Here is a 16925-nt window from a genome sequence, read left to right as displayed (position 1 = left end):
GATGGTACGGTTACCGGCATGTCGTTTGCCGGCAGCGAGTACGGCCGCCCGGAGACACGCGGGACGGCCGCATTGATGCCGACTTACATGCAGGCTTCGATCTCCTCGAGAGAGGGAAGATTGTCGATGGAACGGCTCATGTTGTACGGCACCGAGACGTCACGCCAGTTGGCATATTGCTGCATGTAACTGATCATGGAGTGATAGACCTTGGCATGCATTGGGTCCTCGCAGGCACCCTCTACGATCACCTCGTTGGTTACCTCCTGGATACGAGCCATGTCCTCTTCGTCATAGGTAGAGATTTCTACGCCGGCTTCCTTGAACGATTGCGTACCTTCCGTGGAGGTGCGCTCTGACCAGGCCAGCGACCAAGCTAGAGTGGCTTCAGCAGCGACCTTCAGCTTTTCCTGAGTCTCTGCCGACAATGCATCCCAAGCATCCTTGTTGATCATCACGCCGAATACGCTGGCGGACTGATGCCAGCCAGGGGTAGCCCAGTAGTCGACGACCTCGGCGAAGCCGGCCTGGTAGTCGACGCCGGGGGTCGAGAACTCGGCACCGTCCACCACGCCGCGCTCCACGGCCTGATATATCTCCCCGCCGGACAGCGTTACCTGAGAGCCGCCCAATCGTTCGAGGACGCGCCCTTGATCGCGACCGGACAGTCGCAGGCGCTTGCCTTCCAGGTCGGCCAGACTTTCGATCTTGGTGCGGCCCATGAAACCGGATTCGTTATTGGTGATCCCGTAGGGCAGATAGACCATGTTGTATTTGCCATAGACCTCTTGATACAGCTCAAACCCACCCCATTCCATGATCCAGTTCAGATAGTCGACGCCATTGAACAGGCTAGGAGTCGCCGCCAGCGGTGAGAAGGCCGAAGAGCGGCCTGCCCAGTAGCCTGGCCAGTCGCCGGAGGCTTCGATACTGCCGGTTTCCGTGGCATCGAAAACTTCGGTGCCTGGCATCAGCGTCCCACCGGCACGGAAATCGATCTCGAGTTCGTCGCCGGCGATCTGGTTGACGGTTTCCACCCAGTGGCGATCGATTTCGATCAGTGCCAGGTTGTCCGGCCAAGTCGTGGTCATGGTCCACTGGGCCTTTTCCTGGCTGAAGGCCGGTGCGGAGAGAGTCGCCAAGGCAATACCGGCAGCAAGACCGCTTAGCGTGAATTTGGTGATAGGTTTCATGTATGCCCCCTTGAGTCGGGTTTTTATGCTTGGAAAACACGGAATAAATGCCTGCATGGGCAAATCGCTGCGTTTCCCTTGTGACAGCTAGAAAAACTATCCTGGCTTTCGTTCAGGGCGAACGAACCATACGCTCGATTAAATTAGCACGCGCTGGGAGAAAAACCGTGATTGTATAGTCGCTCCAGTGGCTGTCGATATCCGGCGCTCAAATCTTGAGGTGATTTTATATTGTTTAATATCAACTTGTTATGAGTTATTGGTGTGTTGACGATGTGGTCAGAAACCAAGAGGTAAGCGTTGAATGACGCTAATTTTTAGACTAAAGATTGACCTGTTGCTGGAGCTTTCGCATGTCCTCATCTCCAGGCCCTGTGTCCCCGGGCGATGATATTTCCCATATACAGCGCACACTTGGTGCACTACTCGACTGGTGTGCCGGCTTGGTGGCTCGCCATTGGCGGGGCCTGGTGTGGGTCGAGGGCGATGCCGATACCTGCCGGCAGCGTGCTTTGGCGCTATGGCAGATGAATCGCGGGAGAGCGCCACTGTGGCTGAGCGGAACCTGCCCTGACGATATCCAAACGGGTGACTGGTTGCCGCCCGCCAAGGCTCGCACCCGACTAGGCGGTGAGCATGGCTTGGTGGTTGTCGACGCCGTCTCGGTAGACAGTGGTTTCGACCCCGATGCTTTCGGCGCTCTGTCGGGAACTTTGCATGCTGGTGGGTTGTTGGTGCTGCTGACGCCAAGGGATTGGGGCCGTGTGGCGGATGCCGATTATCAGCGTCTGGCCGAGTACCCTTATCATCCGGCACAACTTCACGCCCGTTATCTACGACGCCTGGCACGATTGCTGGGCGAGTCGACGGAAACCGTTCGCTGGCGTGTCGCTGGAAATATCGAATTGCCCTCTTTGCCAGATCATCCGCTTTCTCCACCGGCAGTGTCGGATCCTGATTGCATCACCCACGATCAAGCCGAGGCGGTGGATCGCTTGACTCGCCTGCGTCGCCGCCGTCCCTTGGTGCTGACGGCTGATCGTGGACGTGGCAAGAGCGCGGCGCTGGGCATTGCCTGTGCGCGTTGGCTGTCTGCGGGAGAGCGCCTCATCTGGGTTACGGCACCACGTCCCGCCGCTGTCGAGCCGCTCTTCGATCGCTTGGCGGTGCTATGTCCTGAAGGCAGCCGGCAAGCCAACGTTTTCGAATGGGTGCACGGTGGCAACATGCATCGCGTACAGTTTCTGGCGCCGGATGCTCTGTCGGCCAGGGTTGACGAGAGGGCGGTGGAAAGTGCTGGTGCCCTATTGCTGGTCGACGAAGCGGCCGCGATCCCGGCCCCGGCGCTAGGGCAGTGGCTGCGTTACTTCCCGCGTATTGCCTTCGCCACGACGGTGCATGGCTACGAAGGCTCTGGGCGTGGCTTCGCATTGCGGTTCCGGGCACACCTCGAACGCGAGACACCGGATTGGCAGCGTATCCATCTCGAGGCTCCTATCCGTTTCGCTACCAACGATCCCTTGGAGCGACTGACATCGCGTTTGCTGATGCTGGATGCTGAACCGGCACCTCTCGACGAAGTGCCATGGCAAACGATCGATTATATCGACTGTCGACGCGAAGAACTGGCCGCTGACGAGGCTCGACTGCGAGAGCTGTTCGGACTGCTGGTACAGGCCCATTATCGTACCCGGCCCAGTGACTTGCGACGCTTGCTGGATGGCCCAGGCACCCGCATCGCTACGCTCGAAGCGGCACATCACGTGCTAGGGGTAGTGGTCGGTGTCGATGAAGGGGGCTTTCCCTCTGAGCTGGCCGAGGCGGTGGCTCGTGGGGAACGGCGCCCACGTGGTCATTTGCTGGCGCAATCGCTGGCAGCGCATACCGGTAGCCGCCATGCGCTCACGTCCCGGCTGCGGCGGATCATGCGTATCGCTGTGCACGAGGCATGTCGCCGTCAGGGGCTGGGACGACAGTTGTTCGGAGCGCAACTCACCCAGGCGCAGGCCGATGGCATTGACCTGTTGGGGGCAAGCTTCGGGGCTGAGCCCGGGCTGATGGCATTCTGGCGTCACAACGGCTGTGTAGCCGTACGGTTGGGACTGACACGTGAAGCCTCCAGTGGCGAGCATGCCCTAATGGTAGTGCGTGGCATCAGCGATGCCGGCAAGGAACTGGCGCGTGAACTGCAGGGGTGCTTCCAGGCCTTGCTGCCGACCTTGCTGGCATTCGAGTTGAAGTCGCTCGACCCTAGAGTGGCAGCCGCACTGTTGGCGGAAGGCACGGTCGATGACCTGAGCGCTGCCGAGCTGCGCGACATCGATGATGTCGTGCTGGGACATCGCGATCCGGCACTAGCGCGCCCGGCCTTGCAGGCCCTGGTCCGTCATGCGCTTGCCGCAGGTGCACCCCATGATTCGGACGACGCCTGGTTGCTGGTGGCAGCCCTGTTCCAAGGACGGGAGATGGGCTGGTTGGCAACGCAACTGGACGTGCCCGGCCGTCGCCAGGTACAGGAGCGGTTACGTGATGCTCTGCTGCGCTGGCGCCAACCTCTTTTCCCATGACGGGGCTGGGAGTAAGGTAATGCGGTCTTCATCTACGCAGAAACGCCATGAACGCACATCTTGAACAGCTTGCACCGCAGCCGGTATGGCGACATTTTCGCACCCTCTGCAACACCCCCCGGCCTTCCGGCCATGAGGCGAGGCTGGTGAAGGTGCTGGAACACTGGGCCGATGAGCATGGCCTGTTCCATGATCGCGATGCCTTCGGCAACCTGCGGATATGCAAGCCGGCCAGCCCCGGTCACGAACAGGCGCCGGGTGTGGTTCTGCAAGGGCACCTGGACATGGTGGCTCAGGCCAATGCCGATCATCCACACGACTTCACCCGTGATCCCATCGACACCTATGTCGCCGACGGCTGGTTGCATGCGCGTCATACCACGCTCGGCGCCGATAACGGATTAGGCGTGGCGGCAGCGCTAGCGGTTCTGGGTGATGACAGCCTGACGCACGGGCCATTGGAAGCGCTGTTCACTCTGGAGGAGGAGTCCTCCATGGGGGGCGCACTGAATCTGGCCGAAGGCTGGCTCAATGGACGGATACTGCTCAATCTCGATTCCGAAGATCGTGGCCAGGTCTATATTGGTTGTGCCGGTGGTGCCGATGTGGTGGTGGAAGCTCAATTTCCGACTAGTGCTCTGAGAGACGACGAGCAAATTTGGCGCCTGTCGCTGACGGGTTTAGTGGGAGGGCACTCGGGGATCGATATCCACAAGGGACGGGGTAATGCCAACCGTCTGTTGGTGCGGGTACTGCGCGTGCTAGAGCCCTCTGGAGTGCGGTTGGTCGATTATCATGGTGGTACCTTGCGCAACGCCCTACCACGCGAGGCCTTCGCCAGCGTGGCGCTGCCGAACGAAGAAACCGTTGCGGTGCAGAGGCGTCTGGAAGCCCTGGAACAGGCGCTACGAGCCGAGCTGGCCGGCATCGACGAGGGGCTGGCTCTGGCATTGACGCCCTGCACGATGCGTTCTGACCAAGCCTTGACCGCGACTGCCAGCCATCTGTTGGTGAATGCTTTGCATGCCGCTCCATGTGGTGTCGAGCGCATGAGTGTCGAAGTTCCCGGCGTTGTCGAGACTTCCAATAACCTTGGGGTAGTGAATCTGGAGAATGGCTGTTTCCACCTCTGTGCGCTGGTACGCTCGCTACGCGACAGCGCCACGGACGATATCGCCGACCGCTTTGCTGCGTTGTTTTCTCTGATTGGTGCTCGTACCCGGGTGGAGAACGCTTATCCTGGATGGACGCCGGATCCGGAAAGCTCGCTATTGGCACGCTTCCGGCGCTTACACCAGCAATGCTTGGGTAGCGACCCCGAGGTCAAGGTGATTCATGCTGGCCTGGAGTGTGGCATTCTGGGGGGCAAATATCCTCATTTGGAAATGATCTCCTTTGGGCCGCAGATTCGTGGTGCCCATTCGCCCGATGAACGAGTCGATATCGCATCAGTAGACGAGTTCTGGCAACTGCTGCGTTCCCTGCTCGAGGATCTGGCCAACGGCCAGGCCGCATCAATGTGTCGACCGCCCGCTGGAAACCAGCGGGCGGGAGAGATCAATGATCGCTTCTGATGGTCACGACCGGGAAGCCACCCACCGTGACCAGCGGTATGCTGGAAGAGCGGTGGTGGTAGTAGTGATGGTCGACGCGACGGGGCGGCCGGTAACGCGGTGCCTCATGCACGATCACGTGCTTCTCGATGATCCGCGATGGGCGATGGTGATACCTGTAGCGACTCCCGTGGCGTGGCCCCCGGTAGTGCCTGTCGCCCCTATAGTGGTGCTCGTGGTAGTGATGATGACCATGGTGGCGATAGCCTCCATGTCGGTCGCGGTCGGCGAGCGCTGGCGTCGAGAGTGCCAGGGCCAGGCCGATTCCCACTAGCAGCGTTGTCAGTCGTGTGTATCGCATGGGGTGTCCCTCCGTTCTGCGACTGAATCACCCCCAATTCCCTATTCGATAATATATCCCTCAACTGCGAGCAAGCGAACGCTGCTGCCTAATATAGAGACGCTTTCCTCGTTCTCTTCATATTTGAATGTCTGGACATGAAAGCGCCGTCCCGGTTGACCCGGAACGGCGCGTACTCACCTGTCGGTGGAAGATGGATTAGCCCAGATAGGCGTTGAGCATCCAGATGGTTTTTTCCTGCTCGCGGATATAGTCGCTGGCCTGGGCGGCGGTACCTTCGTCGTCGGCATCCGAGGCCAGAGACAGGATTTCACGCTGCAGCTCAATCAGAGCCTGATAGCCTTTGATCACGCCGCGAACGCAAGCTTCGCCATCATGAACGTTCTTGTCCTCGCGGATCGAGGCAAGCTCCACGTAGTCGCTGTAGGCATGTACCGGCTTGTGTCCCAAGGTAAGAATGCGTTCGGCGACTTCGTCGATCTTGGTCAGCAAGTCGGTGTAGAACTCTTCGAACTTGGCATGCAATTCGAAGAAATTTGGCCCTTTGACGTTCCAATGATAGCCGCGCACGTTCATGTAGAAGATCTGGTAGTTGGCCAGCAAGGCGTTGAGCTGCTCGGCGAGCTGGCTGGCACTGGCTTCGTGCAGACCAATGGCATTGGTGTCGGACATAGGGATATCTCCTCGATGAAATGGAACTGGTCACAGTCTACGGTTTATGACCTGAGCCTGGTAAACGAATTCTCGCCATCGTCACTATAGCTCTGGTTAATGACATGCAGGCATCGACAAGGGCTTTCAAGACCATTGCACTCAGGCGTGTGCGGTAAAGAGCCGCACGATGTTCTCGGCGCGATCGACCAGTAACTCGCCACAGCGACTCAGTGCGTCATCAAGAGACATCGGACCGTCGGCCAAGGTGAATGCCGCTGTGACGCCTTCGGCATAAGCTGCCTGCCACTCTTGGCCCAGGCGTCCGGCCAGGACCACGCAAGGCACGCCCTGTGCCTTGGCGGCCCGAGCAATACCGATGGGTGTCTTGCCGGCCAGGCTCTGACCATCGAGCTGTCCCTCGCCAGTGATCACCAGATCGACGCCCGCGAGTCGGTGCCGGAAGTCGACCTGCTCCATGACCAATTCGATTCCCGGCCGTAACGTGGCGCCGAGAAATGCCCGAGCGGCAAACCCCATCCCACCGGCGGCACCGGCCCCAGGGAGGTCGCGGTGATCTTCGCCGAGTGCCGTCGCCGCCAGATCGGCGAAATGCCCCAGGGCGGCATCCAGTGTGGCGACATCATCCGCTGTGGCTCCTTTTTGCGGTCCGAAAACCGCACTGGCACCGCGATGACCGAGCAGCGGATTGTCCACGTCCACGGCAGCCTCGATCTCGAGCGTCCTCAGGCGTGGGTCGAGCCCTGATAGGTCGAGTTCGGCCAGTTCACTCAAAGCCGCCCCACCTGGAGGCAGGTCTCGACCTTGAGAATCCAGTAGCCGGGCCCCCAGTGCCGAGAGCATGCCAGCCCCGGCATCGTTGGTGGCACTCCCGCCCAGCGTCAGCAGCAAGCGTTCGGCACCGGCATTCAGTGCTTCGCGAATCAGCTCGCCGACCCCGAAAGTGGTGCTGTGCAAGGCGGTACGCTCCTTTTGAGCGAGCTGTTGCAGGCCACTGGCTTCGGCCAACTCGACATAAGCGGTTCGAGTTTCGGGGTGCCAACCCCAGGCAGCGATGCGGGGGCGACCCAAGGCATCCTGGACGCGTGTTTCGCGACCCTCGGCACCAGTGGCGACGAGTAAGGCATCGAGGGTGCCTTCTCCACCGTCACCCATTGGGCACAGGATGGTGCTGGCGTCAGGTATGGCCCGTCTGATGCCCTCGGCGATGGCCTCAGCGGCATCGCTGGCGGGCAAGGCGTCCTTGTAGCTGTCCGGGGCGATCAGAATGTTCATGTGAGTTTCCTCTACGAACCTGAAACAGGAAGAGAACATCGAAACGGAAAGAGCGTCGAAGCATAGTAACCTATCCCTCCCCAGCGCGGTCGATGGCGCATACACTGAATACGAGAATGCCCGTGGAGAACGCCCATGCGATTCTGGGTCATGCCGATGACGTTGTGGCTTGCCGGATGCGCCAGTGGACCGGCGACACTACCCGAATACATGTCGGCGCCTGCCGCCGAGTGTCGCTGGGAACAGCAGGTTGCTGGAAGCGAGGTCAACCGACATGTAGTCGCGGTACTCGAAGCGAATGACTTCACGATCCGCGATACCAATAGCGAGTTAGGGTTGGTCAGTGCCGAGCGCACCCGTGTGGTATATGGCTATGGACGGTACTACGATCCCTGGTGGCCATACAGCGGTTGGCATGGTTTCTATGGCATCGGGAGTGGCCACCACATGAGAAGTGGTATTGCGATCGGCTTCGGTTCTGGCCTGGGAGGCGGCGATGCCCAGCGCCAGGAGCGGGTGTCGGTGGTTGCTGATGGGGAGTGGGTGCAAGTGTCCCGTGATGTGAGAATCGTCGATATCGATGGTGTGACGCGCGAGAGTCAGACTGCCAGCGACGCCGCTTTCTGTAGCGAATTGCGTACGGCTATCGATGCCGAGATGGCGAGGGCGACACCATGATCCTGCGTGGCCTATTACTGAGTGGTATTTTGCTGATACTCACGGCTTGTGCCACGACGTCTGCCCCTGTCGCGCCTCGTTCGATGATAATGGCTGCCAACCCGCAGGAAGTGCTCAGAGAGGGTATCGCCATGTTGGCTGAACGCGGTTATGTAATTCGCCATGCCGATACCGACCTGGGGCGCGCCGAAGCAGTTTCGGCCACGTGGCCAGGTTATGAGATATTATTGCAGGTCGAGAGTGAGGGCGAAGATAGTTGGGTCTCGTTCAGTGGTCGTCGGGGAACTCAGCCGTTGGCACCATACAGCCTCGATCCCTTGCTGGTCGATCTGCAAGCACGGCTGGGACTGGCACCCTAGGCTCCTCAAAGACTATTCGTGCCTGGCCTTCATGAAGCTTTTCAAGGAATCATTGAAAACCGATGGGTAGCATACGTTTCTTGCCACGCCGGCTGGTCATTGCCGTTATCGTGGTGTTGTCACTGGGATGGTGCGGTGTGGCCAATGCTCACCCACATGGCTGGATCGACCTTGGGGTCCGGGTGATCCTTGACGATCAGGGGCGTGTCGAGGCGCTGCATCAGCGCTGGCTCATGGATCCCTTCTATAGCCTGGTGGTGCTTGAAGAGCTCGGCAGGGCCGAGGGGGATGCCAGCATGGAAGCACGCCTCGATCAATTGGGCATGGAAATTCGCGACAATGTGGCTGCCCAGCATTACTTCACGGAACTCACGCATGATGGCCATACGGTGGCGTTGGGCGAAGTGAAGGAGTACACCGTGATGCAGCGAGGCAGTCGCGTCGAATTCAGCTTCGTGCTGCCACTGGAAACTCCCTTGGCACTGGAAGGGAAGGCGATGCAATATCAAGTCTTCGATCCTTCCTACTATATCGAAATCGTGCATGAAGCCGAGGATGACGAAACGCCTCGCGAGGATGCACTGGTCGTGGTGGGGGCGGATATTGCCTGCACCACCCGAATCGAACCCGCCGATCCCGATCCCGCCAAGGTCACCGAAGCCGCCATGCTCGACTATGACGATCAGGCTGAGCCCGGTTTGGGCCGCTTCTTTGCCGAAACCGGGGAGGTATCATGCCACGGCTGAGCATAGCGAAGGCAGGTGGCATCGTCCTGTTAGTGGCGTTGTCAGGGCTTGTCCTGTACATCGTCTTGCAAGATGGGGTTGCCGCGTTAGGGCTGCAGGTGGTGAGCTGGCAGCGTGACCTGCATCGTATCCTGACCTTGGCCGTTACCGATCTTTCCCAGGCACCTTCATCCAGTACTTGGGTGATGCTACTAGGTGTCAGCTTCGCCTATGGTGTCTTTCATGCGGCGGGCCCGGGGCACGGCAAGGCGGTGTTGACCACCTATCTGATGTCTCAGGGCGGAGCCAAGCGTCGTGCCTTGGCGCTTTCCTGCGCTGCTGCATTCCTGCAGGGCCTTGTTGCCATCGCATTGGTGGCGGTGCTGGTCCATGGGCTGGGCTGGTTGACGCGTCAGGCCATGGGCTCGGTAGCATGGGTCGAGCAAGCCAGTTTCCTGATGGTGACCTTGCTGGGAGTCTGGTTGTGCTGGAGAGCGCTACGTCAGCTCCTCCGCCCTACATCGATGGAGCAGGTGCAGCCCCGGCACAATGACACGCTGGTCGAGCACGAGCATCTTGGCCATCCGAAGCAAGTTCCAGGAGATGGAGGAGGGCATGGGCATGAGTGTGGTTGTGGCCATATTCATCATGTCGACCCGGCCAAGGCGGGGGATTGGCGTACGGCGCTGGGCACGGTAGTGGCAATCGGTATTCGTCCCTGCAGCGGGGGGGTACTACTGCTTGGTGCGGCAACGTTGCTTGGACATTTCTGGGCTGGTGTAGCAGCGGTATTAGTGATGGCGGCCGGTACGGCGCTGGCGGTATCCATGCTGGCGCTGGCCAGTGTCATGGCGCGAGGCTGGGCCGAACGTCGCCTGGCTGCTCATCGGGGCAGTGTCGGTCGCCTCCGGCATGCCGTCGGCTGGGTGGCGCTGGGTGGTGGCGTTGCCATCGTGCTGCTTGGAATCTCGCTATCCATGGCTGGTGTCTCCCAGCCGGGAATGCCGTTACTGGGTGACCCGCTATCACGCGATGCCAGTGAGGTAGCACCGCGTAACAACCCCTTTAGCGGTGATGGCTAAGGCGGTCATCAATTGGCCGTCAGGCTTAGGGATTGGATCTGAGCGAGTATCATATCCCGCATGGCGGCCAGGCTGTCCATATCGTAGGGGCGAGCTTTGCCATGTCCCCACACCGGTGCCGGCCAAGCCGCATCGTCCGTCTTGCGCACGACGACATGCAAGTGCAACTGGGCCACTACATTGCCCAAGGTGGCCAGGTTGAGCTTGTCGCCTTGCACGGCTGCCTTCATTGCTTGGCCCAATGCTGTGGCTTCACGCCAGAGCTGGGCCTGATCTTCCGTCGACAGCTCGAAAGCCTCTCGGATACCGGGGCGCCGAGGGATCAATACCAGCCATATAAATCGTGCATCGTTCATCAGGCGGACTTGGCACAGGGGGAGATCAGTGACCGGGAAGCTGTCGCTCTCCAGGCGGGAGTCCAGGGAAAAATCATTCATCGAATAGTCTCGTGAGCGGGAAACGAAAGTCGGTTGTACCGCGTAGCGCCAGGAGATGCCAGGCGAATGGCCAGACAGGGATGTGAACATGACGCTTTATGAAGGATTGGTATTGGTCGCGTTCGGCGGCGTGGCCGGTTTCGTCAATGTGCTCTCGGCGGGTGGCTCGATGCTGACATTGCCACTGCTGATGTTCCTGGGCTTGCCGCCTCAAGTGGCAAACGGGACCAATCGCGTTTCCATCGTGCTGCAAAGTGTCGCTGCGGTCGGCAGCTTTCGGCGTGCCGGGGCGAGTCATATCGGCTTGAGCTTGCGCTTGTCGATACCGGCAGTGGTGGGGGCCTTGCTTGGTGCCTGGCTGGCCATGCAAGTCAGCGATGCCCTCTTCGAGGGGATACTGATTGCCGTCATGGTCGGCTGTTCGGTGGCGATGCTGCTACCTCGACCACATGTCGATACCCGCCCCCTTACGCCGGAGCGTTTGACGCCGACGCTGTATCTCGCCATGTTCGGTATCGGTGTGTATGGCGGCTTCATTCAAGTGGGAGTCGGTATCCTATTCATGACGGTACTCTACCGCATGCTCCGGATCGACTTGGCTCAGGTCAATGTCTTCAAGGTCTTCATTATCCTGATTTATATGCTGCCAGCTCTGGCGCTGTTCGTGTATCACGACCAAGTACGCTGGGGTTATGGCCTGTTGCTGGCTGCCGGCAGCATGGTAGGAGCCTGGTTGGCGGTCAAGGTCAATATGGGCCCGCGAGGTGCAGTTTGGATCAAGTGGCTGACTGCCGCTGTGATCGTCGCCATCATTCTCAGGCTGCTGCTGGGCTGACGAAACAAAGCGGACTAGATTGATATCAGGAGCCATGTCTGGCCTGTGATACCGAGAAGAAAGGAGACTCCCATGAAGCGCTTTTTCGCAATGGCATTGCTGGCATTGTTCTGTGCATCGGTGCTGAGTGGTTGCAACACGATTCGTGGCGCGGGGGAAGATATCGAGCGCGGTGGGGAAGCCGTGCAAGACGCTGCCGACGGTAACGGTGGCGACGGCGGTTACTGAGTGGCCCCTCATTGCCATTGATGACCCCGAATGGGGGGACGGTGTACCCGTAAGGAACATGGGCTGTCGTTGTGTAGTCCAAACCTTGCCTGCTAGGCTGAGGCCTAGGGCGAGGCACCCATACAAGCAAGGGTGCGACTGGATATCCCGTCTGTTAAGGAGGACCCATGCAAAGATTCATTTGTCTGATGTTCGTCTTGTTGATGAGCGCCAGTGTATTGAGTGGCTGCAACACCATGGAAGGCGCCGGTGAAGACATCGAGAGTGGTGGTGAGGCCATACAGAACGAGGCCGAATAATACCGGTCGTGAATGCAAAAACATTGAAGGCAGACCTTGGGTCTGCCTTCATCGTTTGACGTGATCCCCCAGCAAAGGATTCGCCAATGCCATCCTCTCTCTTTATGCGACTCCCCTTGCTAAGTGTCGTGCTGGCAATAGCGGCGTGTAGTGCCAGTTCCCAGCCAGCGGCCAACCGTGATGAAGCGCCTCCTCCTCCACGAATCGACAACGGGCCGGGAGCCGATGCCTGTGGTGCCCAGTCGGTCCAGGACCGCATTGGTCGCGCGTTCGGTGATGCCCTGCGGGAAGCCATCGCCGAAGAGAGTGGCGCCGGGCGCGTTAGGGTACTGCGTCCAGGAGACATGGCCACCATGGACCATCGCCCCGACCGGCTGAACATTCATCTGGATGACAATGATGTCATCGCCCGCATCGAGTGTGGCTGATGCATTGCCTGCTGAACTAGCCAAGGATAAAGATGACGCAGGCAGCAGTCATGGCGCCCATCAGGCCGTTGAACACCTGCCAGGCACGTGCGCTCTTGAGCAAGCGGCCGATCGCCAGGCCGAAACCGGCCCACAAGGCGATACAGGGCAGGGCAATCAGTTCGGCGAAGGCAGCCAACAGCAACGCATTGATCATGGTATCGCCGCCATGGGGCAGGAAACCGGCCATCAATGCCAGTCCCATGACCCACGCCTTGGGGTTAGCGAACTGAAAAGCTGCCGCCTGCCAAAACGTCAGAGGGCGACCTTCACTCTCCGTGCGCAAGGTTGGAGGGGGGGCGGTCGCGATCTTCCACGCCAGATAGAGCAGGTAAGCGCTACCGACGATCCGCAATAGCATCTGTACCGACGGATAACGCTCGAACAGTAAGCCTAAGCCGAGGGCGATGCCGGAGAACAGCGCGAAGCAGCCGCCCAGGATGCCGAGGATATGTGGCATGGTCCGCCAGAAACCATAATTGGCGCCCGAGGCCGTGAGCATGACGTTATTGGGCCCAGGCGTGATGGTCATGGAAAACATGTACAGTGCTGCCGGTCCCAGGAAAGCCAATCCCTCGATCATAATTGCACCCATACAATTTTGCTTGGTTAGTTTAAATTGCGTGCAATTTTGAGCATAATGGGTGCAATTTCGACGTCAATGGATTTATTGTCACCATGACAATTTGGGTGCCCGAACTACCTGAACAAGGGCCGCGTTACCGTGCCATCGTCACTGCCATTACCGAGGCTATCCATCGGGAGCAGTTGAAGCCCGGTGAACGGCTGCCGCCTCAGCGTCGCCTGGCCGATGCCTTGAGGGTTACGGTGGGTACGGTAAGCCGGGCCTATGCTGAGGCCGAACGCCAGGGGCTGGTCGAGGGCCGAGTTGGTAGTGGGACCTATGTGCATGGAGGCGAGAGGACATCGGTCGCTTTCCGTCAGACCACTCCCGATGGCGATGAAATGCTCGTCGATCTCAGTCTTAGCCTTCCACCGCCGCACCCGGATCGCCCCCAAGGATTGGGTGAGGCACTCGCTGATATCGCCCGCGATCCACTGGCACTACGGCATGCCGTGGATTACCAGCACGAGCAAGGCATGGTACGACACCGCGAAGTGCTGGCCGAATGGATGACACGCCTGGGTATTGCCGTCGATGCCGAGGAACTGGTCATCACCCAAGGGGGGCAACATGGAATTTTCCTGGCACTTCAGGCATTGGCACAGCCGGGAGAACGTATTGCTGCCAGCATGCTTACCTATCCGGGATTGATCTGTGTAGCTCAGCAACTGCACCTGAAGACGCTTCGGGTTCCCTTGGATGAAGCGGGAATGGACGTCGAGGCACTGGCTCGGTTGTGTGCTCAGCAGCCTCCACGATTGGTCTATATTACGCCGGATCAGAATAACCCCACCGGCGTGAGCCTGTCCGAGTCGCGTCGTGTGCGCTTGGCTGAGCTGGCCCGCGAACATGATTTCTGGATCGTCGAAGATGGCGTGCAATACCTTCCGCCCGAAGAGCAAGGCACGCCGCTGTATCGGTTGGCACCCGAGCGTACGCTGTATCTGTTCAGCACTTCGAAAGTGATCGCCGGTGGGCTGCGCATCGGTACCCTGCGTGCGCCGTCCATGTTACGCGAGCGGCTGGCCACCCTGCAGCGCGCCCAAAGCTGGATGGTGCCCCCGCTGATGGCCGAGGCCGTCTGTCGTTGGATCGACAGCGGTGCTGCCGAGCGACTGCTGGATTGGCAATTGGACGAAATTGCCGCCCGGCAGCGTCTGGCGAGAGAGCGGCTAGCATCCTTTCGGATCAGCGGTCAGCCCCATGGCTTCCATGTATGGTTGGAATTACCGGCAGGTCAGCGTGCCGCTGCCCTGCTCGAGCAGCTCGAGCGGCAGCATGTAAGGGTCACCAGTGCCGAGCCATTCTGTGTCGGTAGCGAACCGGCTCCCCAGGCGATTCGTTTGTGCGTAAGCGCCGCTCGTAGTCGTGAAGCCTTGACCAGGGCCCTGGATACACTGGTCGCACTGCTGGAGACGCCGCCGGATATCCCTTGGCGCACCCTGTGACTTGCATATGTCGTGAAGGCCCTTCAATGTGAAGAAGGAACCCGCCTGAAAGGAGGTACGCATGATCCGGGCTAGCGTCGTGTGTCATGGAACCCTTCACTGCTTTCCCGCTGGATTGCGCGATGAGCGAGGTAGATTGGTCAATGCCGAAGTATCGGCCGTGGTCTACGACGGGGGACGCCTGATCCTCGCCAGCGACAAGCCGATCCCAGGGCCCGGGCGCTCGGCCGTGTTCGCCGTGGATATCGATGAAGAAGGGATACCCGACGACACGACACTCGAGTACTTCACCGCCGATGCCATCGTGCGAGCCACCAAGTACGAAGACTTCGCCCTTACCGCCGATGGTCGTCATGTGCTGGCGACCACGGGTTTCGATCGTATCGATGATGTGAGCCATGACCTCAATGCCTACAATCATTTGCTGATTTGGCCACTGGGCGAACCAAACAAGGTTCAAGTGGTGGATCCAGACCCACGTGACGGCGTCGAAGGCTCGCTGGAACTACGCGCCAAGCTCGATGGGGCGATCGGTACGACCTATTACAAGATCGAGGGACTAGCGGCGATTCCTGGGAAGCGTGGAGACGGCCTGCTGCTGTTCGGGGTACGCGAGCAAGGCAATACCCATGACGATTTCGATTACGTGTGTCGTGTGGTAGGGGCCCATTATCGGATTAACGGCGTCGGTAACCTGGAGTTCGTAGACGAGCTGAGAAGTCTCTACCACTTCGAGCCGGAAGCGCATGAGGGGATACGGTACGTTTGTGGTCTGTCGAGTCTGGAATACGATCCCTTCAATGATCGTCTCTACCTGTTGACCAGTTTCGAGACCGAGGATGCTGGTATCGAGCGCATCGGTGGTTATCTGTGGCAGGTATCGCTGGCCGATTTTACCGCGGGTGGAGCGCCACAATTGGTATGTGCCGAACAGGAGGTACCACTGGAGTTCGAGCACAAGGCCGAGGGTTTGGCGGTACTGAGCGCATCTCGTTTGTTCGTTGCCTATGATAACGACCGCCACTTGGGCTTGGGGTCGATCGACGAGCGTGACGAGCGCCATGCCTGCGAGGCGCCCTATACCCTGCTCGACATGCACGCCTGATCGACAACTCAGTCATATTTATCGCGCCATTGCTTGACGTTGATCTTGTCCTTGAGCATTTCGAGCATGTCGATCAGCACCTGTTCGGTCACACGGTCGGTATGCTTGTCGACCTTCAGCCAGGCATCGAAGCCGCTGTCAGCGATACGCTCGACCAGCACATTGAACTCGGGCGAGCGTAGTCCCTCCACCGCTTCGTGGACCAGGCGGCAAGCGATGTCGCTAAGCGAGGAATCCAGGGCATTGGCGAGCTGACTGCCCATGGGCAAGCGTTTGAGGCGCTGAATTTCACGGCTCTCGGCCAAGGTGCGACCGACCAGGGCACTAACGTAGCGCATCAGGTCACCACGGTTATGGGCATAGGCATTTCCCGCCATGTCTTCGAGGCGGCGAGTGATCTCATGAATCAACTGCTGCTTGCGCGGCATGACCACATCATCGGCAAGACGTCTGGACAGGGAGTCGCTGGCACGAACCTGGTCCTGAACACCGCTCAGCATGCGTAGAGCGATGCGGTCCGAGAGCTCTTCCATCAAGATATCGTAATACTTGGCGTAGACGGCATAGAGCTGCCAGCGGCGGATGTCGATCAACCCCAGGCGCTGCAAGCGATGCAGCAGCGATATGACGCGTAAGACGCGCAGGAGCCGGAAGCCACCGACCGGGATGCAGCCCAGCACGTCGTACCAGTGCACGAAGGGGTAGAAGAACCAGCGGTGATAGCGGCGTTGAGCAATGGCGACCGCCCAGCCCAATAGTACATCGAGGATGAATACCGCCACGAATGCTAAGTCGATGACAACGAAATTGGCGTGCACATAGCGATCGTAGAGGCTGTACAAGCTTGGCGCCAACGACTCGAAGGCGGCATTGAGCGGGGGGAGCAGAAATAGGCTGTCGAACAGCAATAATGCCAAGTTGGCGATGACCAGCACGATGATCGCCAGGTCCCACGCCAAGTGGGCACGTTCCAGGATCAGGTTGAGCGGACGTAGTGTCGAAGAGGGCATGGCGCC

General features: G+C 59.4%; 19 protein-coding genes. 12 read left to right on the top strand and 7 right to left on the bottom strand.

Translation table 11 applies throughout. The features are described 5' to 3' along the window. Positions 1–83 precede the first annotated feature (83 nt). On the bottom strand, positions 84–1193 hold the full coding sequence (dctP, locus tag L861_RS12265) for a TRAP transporter substrate-binding protein DctP (protein WP_016416290.1): 1110 nt from the start codon (positions 1191–1193) through the stop codon (positions 84–86). A gap of 353 nt (positions 1194–1546) precedes the next feature. On the opposite strand from dctP, the gene L861_RS12260 reads away from it, so the two are divergent. Together L861_RS12260 and L861_RS12255 are read left to right on the top strand one after the other, a co-directional pair. Beyond that, on the top strand, positions 1547–3760 hold the full coding sequence (locus tag L861_RS12260) for a tRNA(Met) cytidine acetyltransferase TmcA (RefSeq protein WP_016416289.1): 2214 nt from the start codon (positions 1547–1549) through the stop codon (positions 3758–3760). 47 nt (positions 3761–3807) lie between these two features. Further along, positions 3808–5334, top strand: a complete 1527-nt coding sequence (locus tag L861_RS12255; protein WP_021029182.1) for an aminoacyl-histidine dipeptidase — start codon at positions 3808–3810, stop codon at positions 5332–5334. Here the strand turns inward: L861_RS12255 and L861_RS24540 are convergent. From L861_RS24540 to L861_RS12240, 3 genes are all read right to left on the bottom strand, one after another. Further along, the gene (locus tag L861_RS24540; RefSeq protein WP_144063022.1) at positions 5318–5674 is read right to left on the bottom strand and encodes a hypothetical protein; all 357 of its coding nucleotides are present in this window, start codon (positions 5672–5674) and stop codon (positions 5318–5320) included. The genes L861_RS12255 and L861_RS24540 overlap by 17 nt on opposite strands. A gap of 198 nt (positions 5675–5872) precedes the next feature. Continuing rightward, on the bottom strand, positions 5873–6346 hold the full coding sequence (locus L861_RS12245) for a Dps family protein (RefSeq protein WP_016416286.1): 474 nt from the start codon (positions 6344–6346) through the stop codon (positions 5873–5875). Positions 6347–6487: 141 nt separating this feature from the next. After that, positions 6488–7621, bottom strand: a complete 1134-nt coding sequence (locus tag L861_RS12240) for a glycerate kinase (RefSeq protein ID WP_016416285.1) — start codon at positions 7619–7621, stop codon at positions 6488–6490. Between the two features lie 135 nt (positions 7622–7756). Between L861_RS12240 and L861_RS12235 the strand changes: the two genes are divergently transcribed. From L861_RS12235 to L861_RS12220, 4 genes are all read left to right on the top strand, one after another. Then, entirely contained in the window at positions 7757–8299 is a 543-nt protein-coding gene (locus L861_RS12235; RefSeq protein ID WP_016416284.1) for a hypothetical protein, read from the top strand. Further along, a complete protein-coding gene (locus L861_RS12230; protein ID WP_016416283.1) occupies positions 8296–8658 on the top strand; it encodes a hypothetical protein in 363 nt (120 codons plus the stop codon). The genes L861_RS12235 and L861_RS12230 overlap by 4 nt, the downstream gene beginning before the upstream one ends. Before the next feature lie 62 nt (positions 8659–8720). Then, entirely contained in the window at positions 8721–9404 is a 684-nt protein-coding gene (locus L861_RS12225) for a DUF1007 family protein (RefSeq protein ID WP_016416282.1), read from the top strand. Beyond that, a complete protein-coding gene (locus L861_RS12220; protein ID WP_016416281.1) occupies positions 9392–10465 on the top strand; it encodes a nickel/cobalt transporter in 1074 nt (357 codons plus the stop codon). The genes L861_RS12225 and L861_RS12220 overlap by 13 nt, the downstream gene beginning before the upstream one ends. Before the next feature lie 8 nt (positions 10466–10473). On the opposite strand, the gene L861_RS12215 is transcribed toward L861_RS12220, so the two are convergent. Beyond that, positions 10474–10902: an HIT domain-containing protein gene (locus L861_RS12215; protein ID WP_016416280.1), complete on the bottom strand. Its 429-nt coding sequence runs from the start codon at positions 10900–10902 to the stop codon at positions 10474–10476. An 88-nt stretch (positions 10903–10990) separates the two neighbouring features. Between L861_RS12215 and L861_RS12210 the strand changes: the two genes are divergently transcribed. The 4 genes from L861_RS12210 to L861_RS12200 all read left to right on the top strand — a co-directional run bounded on the left by L861_RS12210 (position 10991) and on the right by L861_RS12200 (position 12692). Beyond that, positions 10991–11737, top strand: a complete 747-nt coding sequence (locus L861_RS12210) for a sulfite exporter TauE/SafE family protein (protein WP_016416279.1) — start codon at positions 10991–10993, stop codon at positions 11735–11737. 72 nt (positions 11738–11809) lie between these two features. Then, positions 11810–11965, top strand: a complete 156-nt coding sequence (locus L861_RS23645; RefSeq protein ID WP_016416278.1) for an entericidin A/B family lipoprotein — start codon at positions 11810–11812, stop codon at positions 11963–11965. Positions 11966–12132: 167 nt separating this feature from the next. Then, positions 12133–12264 carry an entericidin A/B family lipoprotein gene (locus L861_RS12205; RefSeq protein WP_016416277.1) on the top strand — a complete coding sequence of 44 codons (132 nt, stop codon included), beginning with the start codon at positions 12133–12135 and terminating at the stop codon, positions 12262–12264. A gap of 86 nt (positions 12265–12350) precedes the next feature. Beyond that, on the top strand, positions 12351–12692 hold the full coding sequence (locus tag L861_RS12200) for an I78 family peptidase inhibitor (protein ID WP_144063021.1): 342 nt from the start codon (positions 12351–12353) through the stop codon (positions 12690–12692). 16 nt (positions 12693–12708) lie between these two features. Here the strand turns inward: L861_RS12200 and L861_RS12195 are convergent, their stop codons facing one another. Continuing rightward, the gene (locus L861_RS12195) at positions 12709–13326 is read right to left on the bottom strand and encodes a LysE family translocator (protein ID WP_236617149.1); all 618 of its coding nucleotides are present in this window, start codon (positions 13324–13326) and stop codon (positions 12709–12711) included. Positions 13327–13409: 83 nt separating this feature from the next. Here L861_RS12195 and L861_RS12190 point away from each other — a divergent pair, with 83 nt between their 5' ends. Next, on the top strand, positions 13410–14804 hold the full coding sequence (locus L861_RS12190) for an aminotransferase-like domain-containing protein (protein WP_016416274.1): 1395 nt from the start codon (positions 13410–13412) through the stop codon (positions 14802–14804). A gap of 61 nt (positions 14805–14865) precedes the next feature. Next, positions 14866–15909: a hypothetical protein gene (locus L861_RS12185; protein WP_016416273.1), complete on the top strand. Its 1044-nt coding sequence runs from the start codon at positions 14866–14868 to the stop codon at positions 15907–15909. 8 nt (positions 15910–15917) lie between these two features. Here L861_RS12185 and L861_RS12180 read toward each other — a convergent pair whose 3' ends face one another. Further along, positions 15918–16919 (bottom strand): ion transporter, encoded by a 1002-nt coding sequence (locus L861_RS12180; RefSeq protein WP_016416272.1) that lies wholly within the window; start codon positions 16917–16919, stop codon positions 15918–15920. Between the last annotated feature and the right edge of the window lie 6 nt (positions 16920–16925).

Origin of the sequence: Litchfieldella anticariensis FP35 = DSM 16096, assembly GCF_000409775.1 — a bacterium.
Classification (GTDB): domain Bacteria; phylum Pseudomonadota; class Gammaproteobacteria; order Pseudomonadales; family Halomonadaceae; genus Litchfieldella; species Litchfieldella anticariensis.
This window is presented reverse-complemented; position numbering and strand designations above follow the sequence as displayed.

Coding starts and splice junctions, on each gene's coding strand:
- L861_RS12225 (WP_016416282.1), top strand. CDS start 8,721: ATGGGTAGCATACGTTTCTTGCCACGCCGGCTGGTCATTGCCGTTATC.
- L861_RS12245 (WP_016416286.1), bottom strand. CDS start 6,346: ATGTCCGACACCAATGCCATTGGTCTGCACGAAGCCAGTGCCAGCCAG.
- L861_RS12215 (WP_016416280.1), bottom strand. CDS start 10,902: ATGAATGATTTTTCCCTGGACTCCCGCCTGGAGAGCGACAGCTTCCCG.
- L861_RS12205 (WP_016416277.1), top strand. CDS start 12,133: ATGCAAAGATTCATTTGTCTGATGTTCGTCTTGTTGATGAGCGCCAGT.
- L861_RS12235 (WP_016416284.1), top strand. CDS start 7,757: ATGCGATTCTGGGTCATGCCGATGACGTTGTGGCTTGCCGGATGCGCC.
- L861_RS24540 (WP_144063022.1), bottom strand. CDS start 5,674: ATGCGATACACACGACTGACAACGCTGCTAGTGGGAATCGGCCTGGCC.
- L861_RS12260 (WP_016416289.1), top strand. CDS start 1,547: ATGTCCTCATCTCCAGGCCCTGTGTCCCCGGGCGATGATATTTCCCAT.
- L861_RS12190 (WP_016416274.1), top strand. CDS start 13,410: ATGACAATTTGGGTGCCCGAACTACCTGAACAAGGGCCGCGTTACCGT.
- L861_RS12255 (WP_021029182.1), top strand. CDS start 3,808: ATGAACGCACATCTTGAACAGCTTGCACCGCAGCCGGTATGGCGACAT.
- L861_RS12185 (WP_016416273.1), top strand. CDS start 14,866: ATGATCCGGGCTAGCGTCGTGTGTCATGGAACCCTTCACTGCTTTCCC.
- L861_RS12200 (WP_144063021.1), top strand. CDS start 12,351: ATGCCATCCTCTCTCTTTATGCGACTCCCCTTGCTAAGTGTCGTGCTG.
- L861_RS12210 (WP_016416279.1), top strand. CDS start 10,991: ATGACGCTTTATGAAGGATTGGTATTGGTCGCGTTCGGCGGCGTGGCC.
- dctP (WP_016416290.1), bottom strand. CDS start 1,193: ATGAAACCTATCACCAAATTCACGCTAAGCGGTCTTGCTGCCGGTATT.
- L861_RS12220 (WP_016416281.1), top strand. CDS start 9,392: ATGCCACGGCTGAGCATAGCGAAGGCAGGTGGCATCGTCCTGTTAGTG.
- L861_RS12230 (WP_016416283.1), top strand. CDS start 8,296: ATGATCCTGCGTGGCCTATTACTGAGTGGTATTTTGCTGATACTCACG.
- L861_RS12195 (WP_236617149.1), bottom strand. CDS start 13,326: ATGGGTGCAATTATGATCGAGGGATTGGCTTTCCTGGGACCGGCAGCA.
- L861_RS12180 (WP_016416272.1), bottom strand. CDS start 16,919: ATGCCCTCTTCGACACTACGTCCGCTCAACCTGATCCTGGAACGTGCC.
- L861_RS23645 (WP_016416278.1), top strand. CDS start 11,810: ATGAAGCGCTTTTTCGCAATGGCATTGCTGGCATTGTTCTGTGCATCG.
- L861_RS12240 (WP_016416285.1), bottom strand. CDS start 7,621: ATGAACATTCTGATCGCCCCGGACAGCTACAAGGACGCCTTGCCCGCC.